21 protein-coding genes and 1 pseudogene are annotated in these 21,588 nt (G+C 58.6%); 15 read left to right on the top strand and 7 right to left on the bottom strand.

Annotated features, from left to right (window positions below; all coding sequences use genetic code 11):
• Window positions 1-318: 318 nt before the first annotated feature.
• The 7 genes and pseudogenes from BZL43_RS04420 to BZL43_RS04390 all read left to right on the top strand — a co-directional run.
• Entirely contained in the window at window positions 319-1,044 is a 726-nt protein-coding gene (locus BZL43_RS04420) for a hypothetical protein (RefSeq protein ID WP_095631185.1), read from the top strand.
• Window positions 1,045-2,129: 1,085 nt separating this feature from the next.
• Window positions 2,130-2,870, top strand: a complete 741-nt coding sequence (locus tag BZL43_RS04415; protein ID WP_095631184.1) for a response regulator — start codon at window positions 2,130-2,132, stop codon at window positions 2,868-2,870.
• Window positions 2,867-4,180 carry an ATP-binding protein gene (locus BZL43_RS04410; protein ID WP_095631183.1) on the top strand — a complete coding sequence of 438 codons (1,314 nt, stop codon included), beginning with the start codon at window positions 2,867-2,869 and terminating at the stop codon, window positions 4,178-4,180. The genes BZL43_RS04415 and BZL43_RS04410 overlap by 4 nt, the downstream gene beginning before the upstream one ends.
• A gap of 213 nt (window positions 4,181-4,393) precedes the next feature.
• Window positions 4,394-5,041, top strand: coding sequence for a ferric reductase-like transmembrane domain-containing protein (locus BZL43_RS04405; RefSeq protein WP_095631182.1), 648 nt, complete (start codon window positions 4,394-4,396; stop codon window positions 5,039-5,041).
• Between the two features lie 115 nt (window positions 5,042-5,156).
• Window positions 5,157-6,035, top strand: a complete 879-nt coding sequence (locus BZL43_RS04400; RefSeq protein ID WP_095631181.1) for an alpha/beta fold hydrolase — start codon at window positions 5,157-5,159, stop codon at window positions 6,033-6,035.
• A gap of 102 nt (window positions 6,036-6,137) precedes the next feature.
• Window positions 6,138-6,953 (top strand): alpha/beta fold hydrolase, encoded by an 816-nt coding sequence (locus tag BZL43_RS04395; protein ID WP_095631180.1) that lies wholly within the window; start codon window positions 6,138-6,140, stop codon window positions 6,951-6,953.
• 178 nt (window positions 6,954-7,131) lie between these two features.
• Window positions 7,132-7,712: pseudogene (locus BZL43_RS04390) on the top strand (transposase); the annotation flags it as partial.
• Here BZL43_RS04390 and BZL43_RS04385 read toward each other — a convergent pair.
• Window positions 7,709-8,623, bottom strand: a complete 915-nt coding sequence (locus tag BZL43_RS04385) for a LysR family transcriptional regulator (protein ID WP_095631179.1) — start codon at window positions 8,621-8,623, stop codon at window positions 7,709-7,711. The pseudogene BZL43_RS04390 and the gene BZL43_RS04385 sit on opposite strands and share 4 nt — an antisense overlap.
• Window positions 8,624-8,720: 97 nt before the next feature.
• Here BZL43_RS04385 and BZL43_RS04380 point away from each other — a divergent pair, with 97 nt between their 5' ends.
• The 4 genes from BZL43_RS04380 to BZL43_RS04370 all read left to right on the top strand — a co-directional run bounded on the left by BZL43_RS04380 (window position 8,721) and on the right by BZL43_RS04370 (window position 11,074).
• Window positions 8,721-9,158 carry a GFA family protein gene (locus BZL43_RS04380; RefSeq protein WP_095631178.1) on the top strand — a complete coding sequence of 146 codons (438 nt, stop codon included), beginning with the start codon at window positions 8,721-8,723 and terminating at the stop codon, window positions 9,156-9,158.
• A 135-nt stretch (window positions 9,159-9,293) separates the two neighbouring features.
• Window positions 9,294-9,863: a nuclear transport factor 2 family protein gene (locus tag BZL43_RS28465; RefSeq protein ID WP_256582802.1), complete on the top strand. Its 570-nt coding sequence runs from the start codon at window positions 9,294-9,296 to the stop codon at window positions 9,861-9,863.
• Window positions 9,823-10,056 carry a PaaI family thioesterase gene (locus BZL43_RS28460; RefSeq protein WP_256582805.1) on the top strand — a complete coding sequence of 78 codons (234 nt, stop codon included), beginning with the start codon at window positions 9,823-9,825 and terminating at the stop codon, window positions 10,054-10,056. The genes BZL43_RS28465 and BZL43_RS28460 overlap by 41 nt, the downstream gene beginning before the upstream one ends.
• A 4-nt stretch (window positions 10,057-10,060) precedes the next feature.
• Window positions 10,061-11,074 carry a zinc-binding dehydrogenase gene (locus BZL43_RS04370; RefSeq protein ID WP_095631177.1) on the top strand — a complete coding sequence of 338 codons (1,014 nt, stop codon included), beginning with the start codon at window positions 10,061-10,063 and terminating at the stop codon, window positions 11,072-11,074.
• Window positions 11,075-11,079: 5 nt separating this feature from the next.
• Here the strand turns inward: BZL43_RS04370 and BZL43_RS04365 are convergent, their stop codons facing one another.
• Window positions 11,080-11,547: a MarR family winged helix-turn-helix transcriptional regulator gene (locus tag BZL43_RS04365; RefSeq protein WP_095631176.1), complete on the bottom strand. Its 468-nt coding sequence runs from the start codon at window positions 11,545-11,547 to the stop codon at window positions 11,080-11,082.
• A gap of 405 nt (window positions 11,548-11,952) precedes the next feature.
• Between BZL43_RS04365 and BZL43_RS04360 the strand changes: the two genes are divergently transcribed.
• Window positions 11,953-12,318 carry a DUF6124 family protein gene (locus BZL43_RS04360; RefSeq protein WP_095631175.1) on the top strand — a complete coding sequence of 122 codons (366 nt, stop codon included), beginning with the start codon at window positions 11,953-11,955 and terminating at the stop codon, window positions 12,316-12,318.
• A gap of 337 nt (window positions 12,319-12,655) precedes the next feature.
• Here the strand turns inward: BZL43_RS04360 and BZL43_RS04355 are convergent, their stop codons facing one another.
• Window positions 12,656-13,183: a GNAT family N-acetyltransferase gene (locus BZL43_RS04355; RefSeq protein WP_095631269.1), complete on the bottom strand. Its 528-nt coding sequence runs from the start codon at window positions 13,181-13,183 to the stop codon at window positions 12,656-12,658.
• A gap of 332 nt (window positions 13,184-13,515) precedes the next feature.
• Between BZL43_RS04355 and BZL43_RS04350 the strand changes: the two genes are divergently transcribed.
• On the top strand, window positions 13,516-15,435 hold the full coding sequence (locus tag BZL43_RS04350) for a methyl-accepting chemotaxis protein (protein WP_095631174.1): 1,920 nt from the start codon (window positions 13,516-13,518) through the stop codon (window positions 15,433-15,435).
• Between the two features lie 252 nt (window positions 15,436-15,687).
• Here BZL43_RS04350 and BZL43_RS04345 read toward each other — a convergent pair whose 3' ends face one another.
• From BZL43_RS04345 to BZL43_RS04335, 3 genes are all read right to left on the bottom strand, one after another.
• A complete protein-coding gene (locus tag BZL43_RS04345) occupies window positions 15,688-17,133 on the bottom strand; it encodes a SulP family inorganic anion transporter (protein ID WP_095631173.1) in 1,446 nt (481 codons plus the stop codon).
• Window positions 17,134-17,344: 211 nt separating this feature from the next.
• Entirely contained in the window at window positions 17,345-18,256 is a 912-nt protein-coding gene (locus BZL43_RS04340; protein WP_095631172.1) for a LysR family transcriptional regulator, read from the bottom strand.
• Between the two features lie 223 nt (window positions 18,257-18,479).
• A complete protein-coding gene (locus BZL43_RS04335) occupies window positions 18,480-19,070 on the bottom strand; it encodes an NAD(P)H-dependent oxidoreductase (RefSeq protein ID WP_095631171.1) in 591 nt (196 codons plus the stop codon).
• 160 nt (window positions 19,071-19,230) lie between these two features.
• On the opposite strand from BZL43_RS04335, the gene BZL43_RS04330 reads away from it, so the two are divergent.
• The gene (locus BZL43_RS04330; protein WP_095631170.1) at window positions 19,231-19,545 is read left to right on the top strand and encodes a putative quinol monooxygenase; all 315 of its coding nucleotides are present in this window, start codon (window positions 19,231-19,233) and stop codon (window positions 19,543-19,545) included.
• Here BZL43_RS04330 and BZL43_RS04325 read toward each other — a convergent pair.
• Window positions 19,535-20,299 carry a sulfite exporter TauE/SafE family protein gene (locus BZL43_RS04325; protein WP_095631169.1) on the bottom strand — a complete coding sequence of 255 codons (765 nt, stop codon included), beginning with the start codon at window positions 20,297-20,299 and terminating at the stop codon, window positions 19,535-19,537. The two genes, BZL43_RS04330 and BZL43_RS04325, sit on opposite strands and share 11 nt — an antisense overlap.
• A gap of 217 nt (window positions 20,300-20,516) precedes the next feature.
• Between BZL43_RS04325 and BZL43_RS04320 the strand changes: the two genes are divergently transcribed.
• On the top strand, window positions 20,517-21,401 hold the full coding sequence (locus tag BZL43_RS04320; RefSeq protein WP_095631168.1) for a LysR substrate-binding domain-containing protein: 885 nt from the start codon (window positions 20,517-20,519) through the stop codon (window positions 21,399-21,401).
• The last annotated feature ends 187 nt before the right edge of the window (window positions 21,402-21,588 follow it).

Raw genomic sequence — 21,588 nt, 5'->3', positions numbered from 1 at the left:
GGCTCAGTCGTAATAGAACTGTCGAGAGCATCATCATGCAGGCATACGCCGAGTCTTCTGCGGCTCTGATGCGCCTGTCTGCCTCATACGTCCTGCCGATAAATTCTGCCGCCTTACCTACCTAAACCATGACAATCACCTGCGAGAAAAGTCGCGCCACTGAGCGCGAAAACACCCGCTAAAAATAAGATAGTCCTGGCACCGTGTTACGGAGTAAATGGTACAAGTAATGCTACCACGTAACGCCACAAGTAACGTTTCTACGTAACGATACAAGTAACGACAGCTGCTTACCAAAACAGGATTACGAAATACGAAATGTATGACTACCTACAGCGAGGCATTCTGTTTTCCTGGATCAAGAAGATCCCCCAGGTGGATAGGCACTGGGCGCGAGTCTATCTGCAGCGAAAAGGCTTATCAGTTCAAGCCAACGCGTTCGAAGTGCTCAGTGCCGACATCCCTTATCCCGATGATGCGCATCATCGAGAAATTGACTCACAATTAAGAAACGCTTGGCGCCAAAGAAAAGCCAGAAGAAAGCTTTCAGGACGAAAAGCTTACAATTTCATTTTGACCAGTTCGTCCAAAAAAAAACTGGACACGATCGCTCAGGATATGCGCAGCACAGTTACTGATGCACTGAGAAACGTTATTGAGCTAGAGCACCAAAGAATTGAAGTGCACAAAAATGCTCTACAGGAAGTCAAAGATGAGGCCCGACGACTTAAAGAGCTCAGCAACACTGCGCAGACCATTAGCGACATCAGGCAAGTGCTGAAAGCAACAGAGGAGGCGCTCTACCTACAGACAATGAAGTCAGTGTTTTCCCAACTGCAGCTTGAAAACCGGTTCGCCCAACACGTTCCTCCAGATGCGCTCAAGGAGGAAGCATTACTGCGTTTTCATATTGCCCGACAAGACACAATGAAAGGTATGGGCCTTCTAGCTCACGGGCTAACCGTCAGATTTCCGGACACTGAAGAGCTTTGGCAAAAAGTGATTAGCAATAATCAACCGAGCGATACTTCCCTTGAGACGTAAAGGCTCTACATGGGTATTCCAAGGGTATTCCACGGTAATTTTTATATAATTCATACTGATACAGAATCAATTCAAATTACCCCGGCCCACCACTTCATCATCTAAAGACGTCCACGGACGTCTTTTTTTGTGCCAAATCCAGTAAATACGAGGCTTTCAGCGCCATCGAGATCCATAGCACTTCACGCAGATCCATTGGAGTACCCATGGGAGCCCAAGCTACACGCCTTTCAGACATGAAAATCCCAAATCAGGAAGAATGAATGCCTTCCCGTCGCCGGGTAAGTACCGAAATGAGCCTTCATGTGCTCGCCTACAACCTCAAACGAATGATGAGCATCTTCGGCATCGCAGGATTGCTTGAGGCGATCAGGGCGTGAATCCAACCGCTTGGCTCGCCAGTTAGTAGCCGTTTGGGCCGCTGACGCGGCCCAAACAGCATTACGAACGTCTATGTAGCTGACTAAGGCAATTCGCATTTCCGTCTGCTGGTTGTCGCAGACAACGCCCGTAGTTCTCAACTTTCGACGTATTCAGTGCGTTTTCACACAGCCTGGGTCGGTTGCTGCCCTTCGTGACAGGCAGAATCGGCCAGAAGCAGTCGTTCCTAAGGGTAGAAACCGGCCGGAATCGGACTTTCAAATTTTGCCTTCGATAGGTGGGCCGCTTCAATCGTTCTCATTTGAATTTCTTTCAGTCAGTGCAACACACGCACGCTAATAGCGACTTTTGCGTTTCGCCGACCAACATAAAATCTGCACCAAACGCGACCCACAATTCAAATTCTGGAATTGCTGGTGGACGCCCACTTGGGCCTATCCACCATTCGACAGCAAGCTAAACCCGGGAGGACGCGCTCGACTTCGCCGAGTCCAAAGAGGCAAACAAGAAAACGGCAGTGTTCCCCAAAAAGCTGGACTGCCATCGGCGTTTAAAGGCGTAATACGCGCGCTGTGAATTAGCGACCTCCATTGTTGCAGTTGGCGCCTCGCCGGACTTGAGTAGTTCGCATACGGGCCCCTTCCGACGGGCAATAGGGCATCGCCAAGCCGCGCAATAGTTGCGCTCATTTTGGAGAGCAGGGAATGGAACATGTCGATCATGTATTGATCGTGGATGATGATCGCGAGATCAGGGAACTGGTTGGCAACTACCTGAACAAGAATGGTCTGCGCACCACCGTGGTCGCGGATGGCCGTCAGATGCGGGCTTTTCTGGAAACCAATCAGGCGGACCTGATCGTGCTCGACATCATGATGCCGGGGGACGACGGACTGCTGCTGTGCCGTCAACTGCGGGCCGGAAAGCACAAGGCAACACCCGTGCTGATGTTGACGGCGCGCACCGACGAGACCGACCGTATCATTGGTCTGGAAATGGGCGCCGACGATTACCTGGCCAAGCCTTTCGCTGCTCGCGAACTGCTCGCACGTATCAATGCCGTTCTTCGACGTACGCGCATGCTACCGCCCAACTTTGTTGTCAGTGAAAGTGGCCGACGGCTCAAGTTCGGGCGGTGGCGCCTCGACACCACCGCCCGCCATCTGCTCGATGAGGACGATACGCTCGTCTCGCTGAGCGGCGCCGAGTACAGGCTGCTGCGGGTATTTCTCGATCATCCTCAGCGAGTACTGAGTCGCGACCAACTGCTCAACCTGACCCAGGGCCGTGACGCAGACATCTTCGACCGGTCCATTGACTTGCTGGTTAGTCGCGTGCGTCAGCGTTTGCTCGATGACGCACGCGAACCTCTTTACTTAAAGACCGTGCGCAATGAAGGGTACGTCTTTACCTTTGCGGTCGAAGTGCTCGAGGAGCAAGCATGAAACTCGCGCTGCAATGGCCTCACACGCTGGCCTCGCGCCTGTGGCTGGTGTTCCTTGTCGGCCTGATACTCGCCCAGTCCCTGACGTTCGCAGCCCAGTACTACGAACGTTACGAAAGCACCAAGACGGCCATGCTGGGCAATTTCGAACATGACACCGCGACCTCCATCGCGATCCTCGACCGTCTGCCTGCCGGCGAGCGTCCGGAGTGGACCAAGCGCCTGCAGCGTCGCAACTATGACTATTTGCTGCGCGAGCATGATTCCGGAAGTCCTCTCACCTCGAACGATCTCGCCGGGACTGCGGCGCAATCACTTCAAGTCTCCCTGGGCCGCCACTATGATCTGACCTTTGTCGAAATCCCGGGTCCACGCCCGCATTTTCAGGCACAGGTGCGACTGTCTGACGGTAGTCCGGTCACCATCGACGTACGCCCCTCTGTCAGGCCGTTGTCGCCCTGGTTGCCCTTCGCCCTGGTTGCTCAGTTGGTGTTGATGATCGGCTGCACCTGGCTTGCCGTGCGAATCGCGATACGCCCGCTCAGCCGCCTCGCCGAGGCGGTGGAGAACCTCGATCCGAACGCACATCCTATGCAATTGGATGAAAGCGGTCCGCGTGAAGTGGCCTATGCCGCCCGTGCCTTCAACAGCATGCAGGCACGTATCGCCGTTTACCTGAAAGAGCGCATGCAATTGTTGGCGGCCATTTCCCATGACCTGCAGACGCCCATTACGCGTATGAAGCTGCGCGCTGAGTTCATGGAGGACTCGGCAGAAAAAGACAAACTGGGCAACGACCTCGACGAAATCGAGCACCTGGTGCGCGAGGGTGTCGCATACGCTCGCAGTGTCCATGGCGCGACCGAGGCCAGTTGCCGCATCAGTCTGGACGCCTTTCTCGACAGTCTGGTCTGCGACTACCAGGACACCGGTCGAGAGGTCAGCCTGCGCGGCAAGAACGGCGCGATCATCGAAACAAGACCCCATGCCCTGCGCCGTATTCTGGTGAACCTGGTGGACAATGCTCTGAAATACGCTGGCACCGCCGAAGTGGAAATCTGCGCAAACGCAAGCACTGGCGTTTCGATCAGTGTGCTTGACCGGGGCCAAGGCATTCCAGAGGAGGTTCTGGCAGAAGTGGTCAAGCCGTTCTATCGGGTGGAAAATTCACGCAGCCGCAGCACGGGCGGCACCGGTCTGGGGCTGGCGATCGCTCAGCAGCTGGCCATCGCGATTGGTGGTTCACTGACTTTGCGCAACCGCGACGGTGGCGGTCTGTGCGTGACCCTCGACATCGGCGCCTATCACTAGGCCGCGCGGGCTGCACATCGACTGCGGCCTCTATCGGCCGGATACAGTGGCCTGCATTTGTAAGCCACTGTATCCAGCGCATTTGCATACTCAAAAAGACGCATAACCGCCGGTTGTCGAACATAGCCGGTATACATGCCCTTGCAAGAATTCTCCCCATCGACTCGCCACCGGATCCCCGAATGGCGAGCCCTTACTACAGGAGTTCTTGCCATGAATACCCAATTCTACCGCCCTCAGGGCTGGCAGCTGTTCGGCCTGATTGCCGCCTTGGTGGTAGCGATGAGCATCACGGCTGTCGCGGTACAACCCGACCTCGTTGAGGGACTGCGCAGCGCCATCCGCGCCACCGCCCGTTCCTCCTTCGCATTGTTTCTGATCGCGTTCACCGCGTCGGCCTTTGCCGTACTGGTGCCTTCGCCTGCCTCTAAGGCACTGGTTCGCGAGAGGCGCTTCATCGGCCTCGCCTTTGCTTTCTCCCACTTGATCCATGCCGTGCTGATCTACGCATATGGGCAACTCAATACCGAGTTCTGGCCAGCCCGCACCGTTGCCAACAACATTCCAGGCGGAACCGCCTACGCCTTCATCCTGCTGATGGCACTGACGTCATTCAAAGGGCCCGCCCGACTGCTGGGACCCAAGGCATGGAAGACATTGCACGTTACCGGCATGTGGGTCATCGCCGCCGTATTCGCCTTCTCCAATTTCAAACGCATCCCGATGAGCGACTGGTATGTGCTTCCTTTCGGCATGACCTGCGCCGGCGTCGCGATTCGACTGATGGGCAAGCTGGCCATAGCCAACAAGCGCAGCCAAACCAGGCAAGCGTCGATGCACCGAGAGGCGGGCGCCTGCTGATTTACCAAACAGGAAGCGCCCGCAGTAAACGAAGCAGCCTTCTCCAGTACGACATATTTCTTCAATACATTTTCAGCGGCATTCATTCCGATTGCCTAAAAACAAGGAAGCAACAATGAGCAATAGCAACCACGCCGCTCAGGCAGCCAATCAAGCCCAGGCCGGCAGCTATATCACCAAAAAGGACGGGGTACAGCTCTACTACAAGGACTGGGGCCCGAAAGATGGACAAGTCGTCACCTTCAGCCATGGCTGGCCGTTGAATTCGGATAGCTGGGAATCCCAGATGCTGTTCCTGGCTGACAAAGGCTATCGGGTGATCGCCCACGACCGACGCGGCCATGGCCGTTCCAGCCAGCCGTGGGAGGGTAACGACATGGATCACTATGCCGATGACTTGGCCACTGTGATCACCACCCTGGATCTTAAAGACGTCACCTTGGTTGGTTTTTCAACTGGCGGTGGAGAGGTCGCACGCTACATCGGCCGTCACGGTACCGATCGAGTGAAGAAAGCCGCACTTATCAGCGCTGTTCCGCCAATGATGCTAATGACCGAAGACTACCCGGGCGGCCTGCCGATCGAGGTTTTCGACGGCCTGCGCACTGCCTCGCTAGCCAACCGCTCGCAGCTGTACCGTGACATCGCGTCCGGTCCGTTCTTCGGATTCAACCGTGACGGGGCAAAAGTTTCTCAGGGGCTGATCGATTCGTTCTGGGTGCAGGGCATGCAAGCAGGCCACAAAAACACCTATGACTGTATCGCGGCGTTCTCGGCAACGGACTTTCGCACCGACTTGGTCGCGTTCGACGTACCGACACTTATCGTGCATGGCGACGATGACCAGATCGTCCCAATTGACGCCTCCGCCCATGCCGCTGCCAAGCTTGTGCAGAACGCCGAGTTGATCGTGTATCCGGGAGCACCACACGGTCTGACGGACACTCACAAGGATCGTCTCAACCAGGATCTGTTGGCGTTCCTGGGCAAATAAGCCAGTCCCGGTCGTTCATGTTCCGTTCAGGACGGCACATGACGACGGGTACATCTGAATGTTGCTCTCCAGCAGTCTCCAGTAAATGAAAAAGGAAAGATCATGCTCAATATCAAATCTCTCTTGGCTGTCACCATCACCGCTGCATTGGCACTGACATCTCTGCATAGCGCGGCTGCCGTTGAACCCGGCGCCGCCAAGCCCACCGTAGTGTTGGTGCATGGCGCATTCGCCGAATCGTCCAGCTGGAGTGGTGTTGCCGCTCAGTTGCTGAAACAGGGATATCCAGTCATTGCCGCGGCTAACCCATTGCGTGGAGTCAAGCAGGACTCTGATTATGTCGCAGATATTGTCGAGCATACCGCCGGTCCGGTAGTCCTCGTCGGCCATTCCTACGGTGGCTCCGTGATCACCAACGCAGTTCACGACAATCCGAGGGTCAAGGCGCTTGTTTATGTCGCGGCCTTTGCACCGGACAAAGGCGAAACCGCCATCGAACTCTCCGGTCGCTATCCGGGAGGGACCCTTGGTCCGACCTTGGCCGCTCCGGTGCAACTGAAGGACGGCACTAAAGATTTCTATATTCTGCAGGACAAATTCGGCCAACAATTTGCCGCCGATGTACCCGCGGCAGAGTCTGCACTGATGGCCGCCACACAACGCCCTATCAGCGAGGCTGCATTGAAGGAAGCGTCTGGCGAACCGGCCTGGAAAAAACTGCCGTCCTGGTTCATATACGGTTCGGCGGATAAAAACATTCCTGAGGCTGCGCTGAAGTTTATGGCCGATCGCGCGGGTTCGAAAAAGACGATTACCGTCCAAGGTGCATCCCATGTGGTGATGACGTCCAACCCGCAGAAAGTTACAGCGCTCATCATTGAAGCTGCCCAAGCCAGCTCCGCCGGATCATCGCGCTAAACGATGTGATCGCCCGAAAGCCCGGCTTGCACACAAGTTTGTTGCTTCGAGAAGAACCAGATCCGGCGCAGGGCGCCGGGTTTGTTCCCGCTTAAATGCGCGAGCCTACCCAATACGATCAATATGTTCCGTCTGATGCACCAAGCCCCAACGAAGATTCTCACTTCGATAGATTTGCACCAAGACGATGATCGATCGGGTCGAAGCGCAATTCGACAGCAAGCCGGAGCGCCTCATTGGCGACACGGCACCGCGCCGATGCTGGCCTGGATGGTGGAGGAAAAAGACATCGAACCTCACGTGCCGGTGTGGGACAAAACTGAGCGCAAGAACGACAGCTTTTCGAGTAACGATTTCCACTGGAATGAAGAGGCTGAGGAATACCGCTGCCCAGCCGGCAATGTATTACGCAGCGAATGGCGAGCCTTCAAGAACGAGCGTTCGCACGTCACCAAAGCCAACACCATCGTCTTCCGATCCAGACAGACCGACTGCGCGACATGTCAGATGAAAGCCAAGTGCTGCCCGAACACTTCGATTCGCAAGATCGTCCGCAGCGTCCATGAAGCCGCTCGTGATGTGGCTCGACGCATCGCGGCGACGCTGGAGTACGTGCGCTCTCGCCACGAACGTAAGAAGGTCGAAATGTTGTTTGCCCACCTCAAGCGCATCCTGAAACTGGATCGCTTGCGACTACGTGGCATGAGTGGCGCGACCGATGAATTCACGCTGGCTGCTGCGGTATGCATGCCGTGCTAAGGCTGGTGCGCTGAGCTTGGTGGCTGGTTCAAGGCTCCGGCAAGGAAGCCTTCCAGCGCCGCCGCCAGTAAATCGAACACTGTCGCTGCGCGTTTTACCCGTCGCAGGTCGTGGTGCATGGCAATCCAAATATCAACGGCCATATTCACCTCGGCCGCCAGCACCTGAACCAACCCCGCCGGCTCAGCCAACTGTTGCGGGCACAGGCCGAAACCCAGGCCGGCACGCAACGCGGCGAATTGAGCCAGGTGGCTGTCGCTGCAGATGAGAAACGTCTGCTCCGGCGTGAATACACCCTCTTGCACCAGACGGCGATGGTCGGCCAGACGGCGGTCCGGGCCAATCACTGGCATATCCTTCAACGCGGCCAACGAGAGCGGCAGGCCATGGCACTCGATGCACGCCGGGGTCGCATACAGGCCCACCTGCAACGCGCCCACCCTGCGGGTCACGACATTGGCCTCGGTGGGCCGCTGCAGGCGCACAGCGATATCCGACTCTTGCCGCGCTAGCGCCTCCAGGCGATCACTGACGCTCAGTTCCAGACGCAACTCCGGCAATGCCTGGCGCACGCCAGCCAACAGCGGCGGCAGCACTTGCACACCCAGCAGTTCGCTACTGGTGATGCGCACGCTGCTGGCGCCAGCGTTGGCCCGGCGGTTGAAGGCGCGGGCAGCGGTGTCCATGGCGTCCACATGTTCGCCCAAGGCATGGGCCTGCTCAGTCGGCACCAGCCCCGAGGGTGTGCGGGTGAACAGACTAGTGCCCAGTGCGGCTTCCAGTTTTTCAACACGTCGGCGCGCAGTGGCCTGGGCAATGCCCAGCATTCTCGCCGCACCGGATAAACTTCCACTGCGCAACACGGCCAGAAAGACTCGTTGGTTTTCCCATTCCAGGTCATCGACGCTCATACATTTCCTACTAGCCGCTGGTTTACTTTTGCCGATTTGAGCAGGTTGCCAAATGCGCCATCCTGCCCGGCCTTTTGTCATAGCTCTGGAGCCTTACATGCCCATCACCGGCCATTGCCACTGCGCCGCCGTCACTTACAGCCTCGCTCAGGACACCCTGCCAACCGTCTACGCCTGCCACTGCACCATTTGCCAACGTTGGAGTGGCAGCGCCTTTGCCCTGCATGCGCTGCTGCCAGAGGGGGCGCTGCGCATAACCGGGCCGCTGACCGAGTACAGCCATGAGCATCAAGGCCAGGTGTCTAACCAGCGCTGTTGCGCGGTGTGCCACACGCGGCTGTTCAACACCACCAGTGCCGCGCCCGGCTTGCTTGTATTACGTGCCGGCACACTGACGCGAGCAGTTGATCTGGTGCCTGCGGCGCATATCTGGACGCACAGCAAACAGACCTGGCTGGCCCTTCCCGACGGCGTTCCAAGCTGGCCACATAGCCCGACGCCCGAGCAGTTTGCCAGTGCCTTGAGCAAACGCTGAAGTCATTTCAGCGTTATTGAGCGATGGCAAAAATGGCCTGTCCATTGTCAAATCAACAATGTTGACGTGATTAGTAGCGCCCGTATAGGTTAGCCACCAGACCTTGTTTTCCGGTCGCTACCTTGCGAGGTTCGCATGCCTGATCGTCACGCGCTGACCCAAGTGGTAGAGGCCGCCTATGCCGCCTTCGCCGCTCGCCAACCGCAGCAGTTGCTGCCGCTCTGCACCCAGGACTGTTGCTGGCAGGCGCCTGGGCTCTCGGCATTCATGCCCTGGGTGGGCGAGCATCATGGCCATGCCGGAGTGCTGGCGTTCATCGCCCAGTTGGATCAGCACCTGGAGTTCCTCGGCTTTACGCCCAGCTCGCTGGTGGTGGACGTCGTTCAGGGCGCTTTCCGTGAATATCCCGATACCGCGGCCCAACTGGCCGCCATTCATCCCGCTCTCAACAGTGCCGCGGCACCCGAGGAATCCGTCATGACTGAGCCGACTCCATCAGGCCTGCAGGCCCTGCGCGCCCTGATCCGCGGTGAACTGCCAGGCCCTTCCATTGGCCACACCATGGGCCTCAGCGCAGTGGCCGTGGAGCCAGGCCGCATTACTCTCGAAGCCCGTCCCGACGAACGCCACCTCAACTGTACACGGCGGCTTTGCGGCCACCTGCCTGGACGGTGCAGCGGCGCTCGCGCTGTTCTCCACCCTTGAGGCAAATACCCCGCACTCGACGGTCGACCTCAACGTCAAGTACCTGCGCCCGCTACGCGTCGGTGAGGTTTACCAGGTGCAGGGCTGGCTGGTGGAACGGACGCGCAGCCTGGCAATTTGCGACGCCCAGGTGGTGGATGGCGCCGGCAAGCTCTACGCCAAGGCCACCACTACCTTCCTGGTCAGGGGCTAGCGTCATGCAGGAGCTTATTGTTCGTGACCCCGGCCATCTTGCTTGGGTGGAAGTCCCCACGCCCAGGCTGACCAGCCCGCGTAGCGCATTGGTGCGCCCCATCGCCTCGGCTTCGTGCGACCTGGACCGACGTTTGATCGCCGGCCTCACGCCGTTCAAACCGCCATTCGCCCTTGGCCATGAATGCGTGGCCGAGGTGCTGGAAGTGGGCGCCGACGTACGCAGCGTGAAACGTGGCGACCTGGTGTCGGTGCCGTGGAAAATCGCCTGTGGCGAGTGCCGCCAGTGTCTGGCCGGTCGCGCCACCGCCTGCACCACGGTGCCGCGCCATGCGGCCTACGGAGTGCCGGCCGGTGGAAACTGGGGCGGATTGTTTGCCGAAGTGGTTCAGGTGCCGTTCGCCGACGCCATGCTGGTGACGCTGCCCCCCGGTTTGAACCCATTGGCCGTGGCCAGCGCCAGCGACAACCTGACCGACGCCTGGGTTGCCGCCAGCACCCCGATTGCGACACGGCAGGACGCCCGCGTGCTGGTGGTCGGTGGTACCGAAAGCCTCGGGGTATTGGCGGTGCAGATGGCCGTTGCCGCTGGCGCGGGCAGCGTCGACTACCTCGATGACAACGACTACCGCCGCGACCTGGCCCGGCGCAGCGGCGCCAATATTGAGCCCGGCCAGGTGCTGGATGAGCGCTACGACGTGGTTGTCTCTGCCACCCGCGACCCCCACGCCCTGCACCGCGGCTTGCTGGCCCTGGCGCCGGGTGGTCACTGCTCATGCATCGGCATCATTTTCGACGATCCGAAGATCCCGTTGTTTGGCCTGTACATGCGCGGCGTCACCCTGTCAGTGGGCGCCTGCAACGTCCGCCCGCATATTCGCAAGGTGTTCGACCTGGTCGGCAGCGGCCGCTGTGATCCGCTAATGGTGAGCCCGACCGTGGTCTCGTGCGACGAAGCCACCGACGCGCTGGTGCAACCGCTGGCCAAGTGCATCGTGGTCCGTGAGCGCATCACCTGATGGCCTCAATTGAGGCGTTCGGCCAATGCCCGCATGATCAGGGTCCAGGCTTCCTGCCCCAGCGTGTCGGTGAGGGCGAACGCCTCGCGCAGTGTCTGCCGCTCCAGCTCGGTGGCCCGCTGCTCCAGCGCCCGCCCTTGCTCAGTGAGCGCCAGCAGCTTGAAGCGGTGGCGCTGCGGTTGACGGCTGTAGCAGACCAATTCGCGCTCGAACAGGTGGGTCAAGGGCCTGTGCGCCGCTTGCTTGCTCACCCCCAATGTGGCGGCCAGCTCACCGACGTTGAGTTCCTCGGCGCGGGCGATGACATACAGCATGCGGTGATGCACCCGCGACAACCCCTCGGTTTGCAGATACGCATCGGCCTCCACCGTCAGCCCGCGAAAGCCGAAATGCAACAGCTCAAGGGCGTGGTCGAGCGGGTCCAACGCGTTCATTCGCACCGATGCCGAATTGATCTTTCTGTCTATGACCATGCCATCCCTTCCCGATTGAATGCCGCAAAGCCTAAGCCTTTGTGCCCGCGGCGAACAACATCAACCCGTCCAGCTCAGGTGCTTGGCATGCAACTGATCCACGCACCTGACAAACATATCGCAGGTGCTTTTTGGGATTGAGCGGCACTAGATGGCTCAACACAGGTTTCATAATGTCGACCCAATGGACGCAGAACGCCACGCTTTCGCCCTTGTGTAAAAAAAGGTTTTCACTGACAGATCAGAACCACGTCCTCCTGGGAAATTTCCCGCAAACCGTAGCGACTTCCATGAACTGGCGAACAACATTTGCGGCAGATAGTCTTCACGCTTCGCTGTAAACCCTGCGGACGGTTTGACAAGCCCGAAATAGCGTAAGGATCCCTCACCTCATGGAACACCCTTATGAAAAAAATCACCCTGCATTTAGTTGAAGATCCGGCCACTTCAAAGCCTGAAACCCTCGACCCAACCCCACTTCCCCAAACCACCGAGCGCGCTAACGCCCGCCGGCGCAACGTGAACAGGAACATCTTCACCGTCCGCCCCGATGTCGACACGCTTACGCTGCTCACTCATGCCAGCGAAAACCTGGCGTCTCTCAATGTCATGACGCTGGACTTTGCCAACAAACTCGATGGCCCACAGCGCAATGTGGCGCTGGCGCTTCAGCAACTGACGATGCTGACCGAGCTTTTGGTCAACCGAGCGCGGGATAACGTCGATCCGAACGCTTCGGTGCCGGCTGGCAAGCCTCCTGTTTTTCACTGAGTGATCGAGCGACGACTACAAGCGCAGATTTCGGCGTAGAAAAGCAAAATGGGCGGCCTCATTTGAGGTCGCCCATTTTTGCTGATGCCGTCGTTGCTACATCGTGGAAAATGAAATACACACTTGCGACTCCCCGGGTTTCGTTCACTCAGTGGCCATACCGAAGGCCTTCCATCCGCATGAATTTTTCTTCACCCCACCCCTTCTCCCCAACCTGTACATTGCCCTCGCTCATTCAAGAAACTACAGTTTGCCCGCGCCCCGCGGGCTTTTTTTGTCTGCGGTTTTGTTGCCGGTCAGTTCATGTAGCCCGCGTATGGGAAGCTTTCGGCAGTTCCTACAGGCATTTGAGTCGATACAAGAATTCCTGTTCCCTAGGCTGCTGCGAACACCGCGCCTGATAACACTTCCTGATCAAACCAAAACCGGCCGCTTCGGCCAGCCGTTGGCTCGCCACGTTGGCCACGTCTGTGGTCAGGTAAAAGGTGAAACCGGGCAGGCTTTTGATCAACTTTTCGAGTGCGGCGCGCATATAGCCTTTGCCCGAGTACTCGGTGTTGGCCCAGTAGCCGACAACATAGCGGTTGCGGCGCCGGGGCTTCAAACCAATGCAGCCGATGATCGCGCGCGCTTCATCGTCGACGATGAACAGACGCCGCTCACCGGTTTCGCTTTGGAATTCATCGACTGCCCGCACCAGGAATGATCGGGCTTCCTCCTCGGTGGTGTGGGGTTTGGCCCAGGGTAGAAATTCGCAATGGGCGGTAAAACTGACGTTCAGCGCGTGCTGCAACGCTTTATCCCATTGCGGGTCGGGGGCACTCAATCTCAATGTGTGAGTGCCCAGCGTCAGCGAAAACTCCATTGCATCTTCCTTGAATTCAAACTCCGTCAGCTCAGACAGTAACAGCGTCAGGAAGGACACGGCTACTCAGGTAATTGCCACTTCAGCGGTCCTGTTCGGGATGAGCCCGCCCCATTTATGGGTGATTTGCTCGAACAGACGGCCGCCTTGCCGGCATGCGCCACTGTCGGCAGCCGGTGAAAACCTTGTTACAAACATCGCCTGACAAAAACCTTTCAGCTCCCGGGTTTGCTGCCGATACAAACCTGCTAACCACCCCTTGCTGGCTCTTAAAACAACAATCTTCCAGCCAACCGACGATCAAGAAGCACAACGTTCCTGGAGGAATATTGATGAATAGCTGGTTCGGTAATATCAGCGTGAACCTGAAACTGGGCCTGGGATTCGGCCTGGTCCTGGCACTGACCTTTGTCCTCGCCCTCACCGGCTGGACGAGCCTGGGCGGGTTGATTGACCGCAGCAACTGGATGAGCGACATCACTCAGCTCAACGCCGGACTGACCAAACTGCGTGTGGTTCGCCTGCAGTACATGCTAACCAACGGTGATGAAACCGCCGCACAGAATGTGCAGACCACCCTCGACGGTTTCGTCGCTCAGCAACAAGCGTTGCTGTCGAGTTTCAAGAGCCCGGAAAACGTCAAACTGCTCAAAGAGCAGAGCGCCACCATCAGTGCCTACCAGATTTCCCTGAACAAAATGCGCAGTGCCTACCGCACCGGTAACAGCGCCCGCGACGCCATGGGCGCCAATGCCGAAACCGCCAGCACGTTGATTGAGGCGATCAGCACCGGCGTGCAGCAAATGCCCTTGAGCGACCAGCGCTTCGAACAGTTCCAGGCCATTACCGCGGCCAAGGAAGCGTTTATCCTGGCGCGCTACGAAGTGCGTGGCTACACGGCCAGCACCAACCCCGAAACGGAGCAAAAAGCCGTCGCCCAACTGGACACGGCCATCGCCAGCCTGAAACAGCTCAATGTGCATTTCGCCGAGACCCGGCAAGATACGCTGCGTCAGCTGGAAACCGCGCTGAGCAACTACCGCAGCGCCTTGCAAGCGTATAAAGCCGCCAACACCGAGGCGGTGCAGGCGCGCAAGGAAATGACCGAACAGGGCGCCACCATCGTGACTCTGAGCGATCAGCTGTACCAGATCCAGCTCGATCGCCGCGACGCCGAAAGCGCCCAGGCCCGTACGCTGCAACTGATCAGCACCTTGTTGGCATTGCTGGTGGGCGTCATCGCCGCCGTGATCATCACCCGCCAGATCACCGGCCCATTGCGCGATACCCTGGCCGTGGTCGAGCGCATCGCCAGCGGCGACCTGTCCCAAGACGTCAAAGTGACTCGCCGCGACGAACTTGGCGTGCTGCAACAAGGCATCGCTCGCATGGGCGTGACCCTGCGTGACTTGATCAGCGGTATCCGCGATGGCGTCACCCAGATCGCCAGCGCCGCCGAAGAATTGTCAGCCGTGACCGAGCAAACCAGCGCCGGGGTCAACAGCCAGAAAATCGAGACCGATCAGGTGGCCACCGCCATGCACGAGATGACCGCCACCGTGCAGGAAGTCGCGCGCAACGCAGAAGAAGCGTCCCAGGCCGCAGCCGCCGCTGATGGCGAAGCACGCGAAGGCGACAAAGTGGTCAACGAAGCGATCGCCCAGATCGAGCGCCTGGCCAACGAAGTAGCGCGCTCCACCGAAGCCATGAGTGTGCTGCAGCAGGAAAGCGACAAGATTGGCAGTGTCATGGACGTGATCAAGGCCGTGGCCGAACAGACCAACCTGCTGGCGCTCAACGCCGCCATCGAAGCAGCCCGTGCCGGTGAAGCCGGTCGTGGCTTTGCCGTCGTGGCCGACGAAGTGCGTGGCCTGGCCCAGCGCACGCAGAAATCCACCGAGGAAATCGAAGGCCTGGTGGCCGGCTTGCAAAACGGTACTCAACAAGTGTCGGTGGTGATGAACAACAGCCGCGCCCTGACCGACAGCAGCGTGGCGTTGACGCGCAAAGCCGGCGTGTCACTGGAAAACATCACCCGCACAGTGTCCAACATCCAGTCGATGAACCAGCAGATCGCTGCCGCCGCCGAGCAACAAAGCGCCGTGGCCGAAGAGATCAGCCGCAGCATCATCAACGTACGCGATGTGTCCGAACAGACTGCCGCCGCCAGCGACGAAACCGCGGCGTCCAGTGTTGAACTGGCACGGTTGGGTAATCAGTTGCAGATGATGGTGAGCCATTTCCGGGTGTGACGTTAAGTCCGTGGTGAAGACAGATTCATTCGCGGGCAAGCCTCGCTCCTACAAGAGCGAGGCTTGCCCGCGAAGGCTATCTACCGATCACGTTTCGAATCGTGATGCTGGCCATGATGGGCTCCTGCAATCAATGAAATCATTGATTGAGGCTAACACAACTTGCTCCATCAAAACCTGCGAAACTACCGAACGGCCCCAGACCCTTGATCGCATGGGTAAACATCAACCGATTCCCGAACAGATCGGTTTTTAATCATGATGCTCGCTGGCGCGTTTGAGCAGTTTCTTGCAGCGTTCAGACAAATGCAGCACGCGCAGCTGCTTGCCAGCCTTGGCGTAGCGCTCGCGTAATGTCCTTAGCGCAGCGATGGCCGAGTAGTCGACGAAGCTCAGGTGACGACAATCAAGGGTCACCTGGGGCGGGTCGTTGGCGGGATCGAATTGATTGAGGAATGGCGTGGTAGAGGCGAAAAACAGTGTGCCATGCAGGCGGTAGAGCTTGCTGCCGTCGCTTTCCTGATAGCTGTCGGCATACAGCTCGCGAGCCTGTTGCCAGGCAAAGTTGAGCGCCGCAATGATGATCCCGCACAACACGGCGGTGGCCAGGTCGGTGAACACCGTAATCACCGTAACCGCAAGGATCACCAAAACATCATTGAGCGGCACCTTGTTCAGCACCCGCAACGAAGCCCAGGCAAAGGTCTGCTGCGATACCACGAACATCACGCCGACCAATGCGGCCAGCGGGATGCGCTCGATCAGTGGCGAAAGAAACAGCACAAACAACAGAACCATCACACCGGCCACTACCCCGGACAGCCGGCCACGACCGCCTGAGCTGAGGTTGATCACGGTTTGCCCGATCATGGCGCAGCCGCCCATGCCACCGAACACGCCAGACACCATGTTGGCAGCACCGAGCGCCACGCACTCGCGATCGGGGTAGCCACGGCTTTCGGTGATCTCGTCGGTCAGGTTCAGGGTCAGCAGGGTCTCCAGCAGGCCGACCAGCGCCATCAATATCGCGTAAGGGGCGATGATGCGCAGGGTTTCCAGGTTCCAGGGGATGTCTGGCAGCGCGAAGCTCGGCAAACTGCCGGCAATGTGCGCCATGTCACCCAAAGTGCGGGTCGGCAGGCCGAGCAGATAAACCGCCAGCCCGACGCTCAGAATCGCCACCAGCGCAGGCGGCACCGCACGCGTCAGGCGCGGCATCAGGTAGACGATGGCCATCGTCAGCGCCACCAGCCCGATCATCATGTACAGCGGCTCGCCAGTGAGCCAGGTTTCACCGCTCTTGAAATGCTCCAGTTGCGCCAGGGCAATGATGATCGCCAAGCCGTTGACGAAACCGAGCATCACCGGGTGCGGCACCATGCGCACCAGCTTGCCCAGCCTCAACAGACCAAACGCCAGCATGATCAACCCACCCAGCAGCACCGTCGCCAGCAAGTACTGCACGCCATGCTGCACCACCAGCGCGACGATCACCACGGCCATTGACCCGGCGGCACCGGACACCATCCCCGGCCGTCCGCCAAACAGCGCCGTCAGGGTGCAGATGATGAAAGCGCCGTACAGCCCCATCAATGGATTGAGGTGGGCTACCAGCGCGAAGGCGATGCATTCGGGCATCAGGGCAAAAGAGGTGGTGAGTCCGGCCAGGACATCGGCGCGCAGACGTTTGGGTTTCATGGCTTACCTAAAAAATACAGGCGGGAGAAGAGAGGGCGGATGTTACGGAATCGAAGGCGGGCCGGCCAGTGAATGGGACGCCGGAAACGCAATCGCGAGCAGGCGAGCTCCCACAATGGACTTGTGCCGTTTCACAATAATGGGATCAACACAAACCCCGTGTGAGCGAGCCTGCTCGCGATGAACGATGAACGATGACGCAATCTGCGAATCAGCCCTTGAAATCCCCAATCGCATACGCCGCCAATTTGCCCTGGATGAAATCAAGGAAGCACTGAATCCGTAGGGCAAGTTGTGAGTTGCGGTAATACACCGCGTTGATCGGTTGGCGATATCCGCTGTTGAACTCCGCCAGCAGCACCTGCAAACGACCGGCACGTATGTCGTCGATGGTCATGAAGTGCGACAAGCAGGCGATGCCCTGCCCCGCCAGCGCCAGGTGTCGGATCGTCTCGCCGCTGGACGCACTGATCGACGCCTGGATCGGCCAGCGATCACCGTGGACATAGCGCAGCGGCCATTGGTTGAGGCCTTCGTTGTGGGTAAACCCAAGCAGCGTATGTTCGGCCAGGTCGGCAACGGCGGTCGGTACGCCGTGTTGTTCCAGATATGCCGGGCTGGCGACGATGTGCAGCGGGCTGCAACCCAGTGAGCGGGCGTGCAGGGTCGAATCGGCCAGTGTGCCGATGCGGATGGCGATGTCGGTGCTTTGTTCAAGCAGGTCGATGATCAGGTCATTGCTGTTGAGTTCGAGCTGGATGTCCGGGTAAAGACGGCGGAACTCATCGATGTACGGCACGATGGCGTGCAGCATGAACGGCGAGGCAGCATTGATTCGCAGACGCCCGGAGGGGGTTTGCTGGCGTGAGGACAGGCGCTCTTCGAGTTGGTCCATCTGATCGAGAATCAGCTTGGCCTGCTCGAAAAAATACTTGCCCTCCTCGGTCAGGTCCATGCGCCGCGTGGTGCGGTTGATCAGCGTGGTGTCGAGCTTGGCCTCCAGTCGCGACAGCGTACGGCTGACCGCCGAAGGCGTTTGCCCGACCTGTTCGGCCGCCGCTGAAATCGACCCGCATTCAATCACGCAGACGAAAATCTGCAATTCATCGGATCTGGCTTTCACGTGTGTCCCTTATCGATAGTCCTGCGCGGCTCTACTGTGGCGAGGGGGCTTGCCCCCGTTCGGCGGCGAAGCCGTCGTAAAATAAGTGCCTGCGGACTATCTGAACCACCTCGTTGGCAAGTCTTGGGGCCGCTTCGCGCACCAACGGGGGTAAGCCCCCTCGCCACAGAGTTGTCTGCGTCACAGATTCAGTCCCGCTTCAGCTATCGATAGTAGCCGAGCGTTATGCCTTAAGACCAAACACCTCGCTCAAATGCTGTTCATAACGCGCCACATCAGCTTCGACATTCGGGCGCTTCATTACATCGACACACAGGAAGGTCGGCAAACCGGTCATGCCAAGGAAGGTATTGGCCTTGTGGAACGGGAAGTACACCGCGTCCACGCCTTTGGCTTCGAAGAAGTCGGTCGGGTCGTCGAAAGCTTGCTGCGGCGCGTTCCAGGTCAGCGACAGCATGTATTTTTTACCGTGCAGCAAACCGCCGCTGCCGTACTTCTGCGACGCGTCGGAACGCGTGCGGCCATCGCTGGCGTAGAGGCTGCCATGGCCTTCGGTGAAGACTTCATCGACGTACTTCTTGACGGTCCACGGTGCGCCCATCCACCAGCCGGGCATCTGATAAATGATCACATCGGCCCAGAGGAATTTGGCGACTTCCTCCGCGACGTCGTAGCCCTCGTCGATGAACGTGGCTTTTACATCCAAACCGCCGCGATCCAGCACGCTCAGCGCCGCTTCGTGCAGGGTCTTGTTGTAGCGACCATCGGAGTGAGCAAATTTTTTGCCGCCATTGAGCAACAGGACTTTTTTCATGAGAAGTCTCGCAAGGTTGAAATTCGATGACGGCAGAATAGAGATCGGCCTCGCGTGGAATAAGCCCTCCTTCAGCAAAATTCATTTGACTAATACGCACGAATCGACAGCAGATTGTTGCCGTAAACTTGCGCCGATTCTGATTTTCAAGGAGAACCTGATGAACGAAATGCAAGGCTTCATCCTGCACGCCAAGACCCGCCCGGAAAAGGCCGAGGCCTTCGAAGCGTTTTTCCGTGCTTATGTCGAACCGAGTCGCGCCGAACCCGGTTGCATCGAGTACCACATGCTGCGAGACAAACAGGACCCGACGCTGTTTATCTTCTACGAGATCTGGCAATCCCGGGCCCATCTGGACGTGCACTCGAACCTGCCACATATGAAGCAGTTCCTCGACATGCGCATGGAATACCTGGAACGGGATTTTGATATCCGGCCGATCGAGATGCTCAGCACTTCGTCCGCTAGCCGCTGATCAGCAAGTGGCCGCCAAGCAGGCCGAGGCCGATGAAGAACGCGCGCTTGAACAACACGGCACTGATCCGCTGGCGCAGCCATTGCCCCAGCAACATGCCGAGCACCGCAGGAACCAGCGCCAGCAACGACGCGCTCACCTCACCTGCGCCGAGGGCGCCGCGCCATAACAGGCCGGCGGCCAACGCGAGGGTCGAGACGGTGAACGACAGGCCCAGCGCCTGCACCAGTTCATCCTTGCTCAAGCCCAACGCTTGCAAATAAGGCACCGCCGGAATCACGAAGACGCCGGTGGCCGAAGTGATGATGCCCGTCAGCACACCACACAGCGGACCGAGCCAACGCTCGCTGCGACTTGCGACCCGCAAGGTCGGCAGGAACAACCCGCTCAAGGCGTATATCAACAATGCCGCCCCCAGCCCCCGCACGACCCAATGCCCGTCGGCCATGCCGATCCACAGTGTACCGGCGCCCGTGCCGATGAAAATGGTCAGCAGCATCGGCCACAACCGGTTCAGCAGCCCGCGCAAATGACCGCCGAAGGCCAGTTGCCAGACGTTGGTCAGCGTCGCGGGAATTATCAGCAACGCCGCAGCCTGCGACGGTGCCATAGCCAGACCGAGCAAGCCCATCGCAATGGTCGGCAGGCCGAGGCCGATTACACCTTTGATCATCCCGGCCAGTAGAAAGGTGGCGATAACCAATAAAGACAGGGCCAAACCCAGATGTTGGTAGAACGCGGCGAGTGTATTCATGGGGGCTATGGTGAGCCCTGAAGGTTGCCTTGAACATCTGCCATATACTGAGGCTGCCTCTTGATTTGATAGAGGCTAAAGTTTTCGTGGCGGCTGATGACGTCTTCGCGGGCAAGCCTCGCTCCTACAAGGATGTGTCGATCACTCAGTCCCTGTAGGAGCGAGGCTTGCCCGCGAAGGGCCCCGTTCAGACAACAAACCTCCCGAGGCTGTAACGATGCACTTCGACCTGACCGACCTGCGCCTCTACCTGAACATCCTCGACACCGGCAACATCACCGCCGGCGCCGTTCGCAGTCATTTGTCGCTGGCGGCGGCGAGTGCGCGAATCCGCGCCATGGAAGCGTCACTGGGCATCGAGTTTCTTGAGCGAGGTCGCCGCGGTGTCAGCCCCACCCTGGCCGGCAAGGCCCTGGCGCAGCATGCCCGAGTCCTGTTGCAACAGGCCGAGCGCATGCAGCAGGACCTGGCCGAATACGCCAAAGGGGTCAAAGGCCAAGTGCGGTTGTTGTGCAACACCACAGCGATCACCGAATACCTGCCGGAGTTGCTGGCGGACTTTCTGCGCGACCATCCGAACCTCGACATCGACCTGCAAGAGCTGCCCAGCACGCGCATTACCCACGCCTTGCGCCAAGGTGCGGCGGACTTGGGCATTGTGTCGGACGCGGTGGATACCGACGGCCTTCAGACCCGCTATTTCCGGGACGATCCACTGGTGCTGATTCTGCCGCTCGATCATCCTTTGGGCGACACCAGGCCATTAAGTTTCAGCACCACTTTGCAGCACGATTACGTCAGCCTGAACGCCAACAGCGCCTTGGCCGTGTACCTGGAAGAACAAGCCCTGCACAGTGGTTTACGGATGCAGATTCGCATCCGTGCCGATGGCTTCGATGGGGTGATGCGCATGGTCGGCCGAGGTGCCGGGCTGGCGATCGTGCCTTTGGCGGCAGTCGAACGTTGGCCGATGGAAACGCCGTTCAAAAGCATCGAACTGAAAGAGCCATGGGCCCGCCGCAAACTGTTGCTGTGCGCCCGGGACTTCACCGTGCTGCCTGGTTATGCCCAGGCCTTGCTGAACGTCTTGACTCTCCCCTGAGGGGCAGACTTTACCCACCAACAACGTCCAGAAAATTATTGATCGTGCGTTGTTATAAAACCTTCACTTAGGCACGGCAATGGGGCGAAACAGCTTTGCACAGTCTCTTGTTCTCAGCGTTTACAGGTAACTGAATGTCGACCCCAGACATCCGGGATGCCCCCTCTCGGAATAGGCTGGTCCTTCA

It is taken from the genome of Pseudomonas sp. PICF141, from assembly GCF_002286815.1.
Classification (GTDB): Bacteria; Pseudomonadota; Gammaproteobacteria; order Pseudomonadales; family Pseudomonadaceae; genus Aquipseudomonas.
This window is presented reverse-complemented; position numbering and strand designations above follow the sequence as displayed.

Bases quoted from the DNA above. Each gene is read 5' to 3' on its own strand.
- BZL43_RS04420 (WP_095631185.1), top strand. From the start codon at position 319: ATGTATGACTACCTACAGCGAGGCATTCTGTTTTCCTGGATCAAGAAG.
- BZL43_RS04415 (WP_095631184.1), top strand. From the start codon at position 2,130: ATGGAACATGTCGATCATGTATTGATCGTGGATGATGATCGCGAGATC.
- BZL43_RS04410 (WP_095631183.1), top strand. From the start codon at position 2,867: ATGAAACTCGCGCTGCAATGGCCTCACACGCTGGCCTCGCGCCTGTGG.
- BZL43_RS04405 (WP_095631182.1), top strand. From the start codon at position 4,394: ATGAATACCCAATTCTACCGCCCTCAGGGCTGGCAGCTGTTCGGCCTG.
- BZL43_RS04400 (WP_095631181.1), top strand. From the start codon at position 5,157: ATGAGCAATAGCAACCACGCCGCTCAGGCAGCCAATCAAGCCCAGGCC.
- BZL43_RS04395 (WP_095631180.1), top strand. From the start codon at position 6,138: ATGCTCAATATCAAATCTCTCTTGGCTGTCACCATCACCGCTGCATTG.
- BZL43_RS04385 (WP_095631179.1), bottom strand. From the start codon at position 8,623: ATGAGCGTCGATGACCTGGAATGGGAAAACCAACGAGTCTTTCTGGCC.
- BZL43_RS04380 (WP_095631178.1), top strand. From the start codon at position 8,721: ATGCCCATCACCGGCCATTGCCACTGCGCCGCCGTCACTTACAGCCTC.
- BZL43_RS28465 (WP_256582802.1), top strand. From the start codon at position 9,294: ATGCCTGATCGTCACGCGCTGACCCAAGTGGTAGAGGCCGCCTATGCC.
- BZL43_RS04370 (WP_095631177.1), top strand. From the start codon at position 10,061: ATGCAGGAGCTTATTGTTCGTGACCCCGGCCATCTTGCTTGGGTGGAA.
- BZL43_RS04365 (WP_095631176.1), bottom strand. From the start codon at position 11,547: ATGGTCATAGACAGAAAGATCAATTCGGCATCGGTGCGAATGAACGCG.
- BZL43_RS04360 (WP_095631175.1), top strand. From the start codon at position 11,953: ATGAAAAAAATCACCCTGCATTTAGTTGAAGATCCGGCCACTTCAAAG.
- BZL43_RS04355 (WP_095631269.1), bottom strand. From the start codon at position 13,183: ATGGAGTTTTCGCTGACGCTGGGCACTCACACATTGAGATTGAGTGCC.
- BZL43_RS04350 (WP_095631174.1), top strand. From the start codon at position 13,516: ATGAATAGCTGGTTCGGTAATATCAGCGTGAACCTGAAACTGGGCCTG.
- BZL43_RS04345 (WP_095631173.1), bottom strand. From the start codon at position 17,133: ATGAAACCCAAACGTCTGCGCGCCGATGTCCTGGCCGGACTCACCACC.
- BZL43_RS04335 (WP_095631171.1), bottom strand. From the start codon at position 19,070: ATGAAAAAAGTCCTGTTGCTCAATGGCGGCAAAAAATTTGCTCACTCC.
- BZL43_RS04330 (WP_095631170.1), top strand. From the start codon at position 19,231: ATGAACGAAATGCAAGGCTTCATCCTGCACGCCAAGACCCGCCCGGAA.
- BZL43_RS04325 (WP_095631169.1), bottom strand. From the start codon at position 20,299: ATGAATACACTCGCCGCGTTCTACCAACATCTGGGTTTGGCCCTGTCT.
- BZL43_RS04320 (WP_095631168.1), top strand. From the start codon at position 20,517: ATGCACTTCGACCTGACCGACCTGCGCCTCTACCTGAACATCCTCGAC.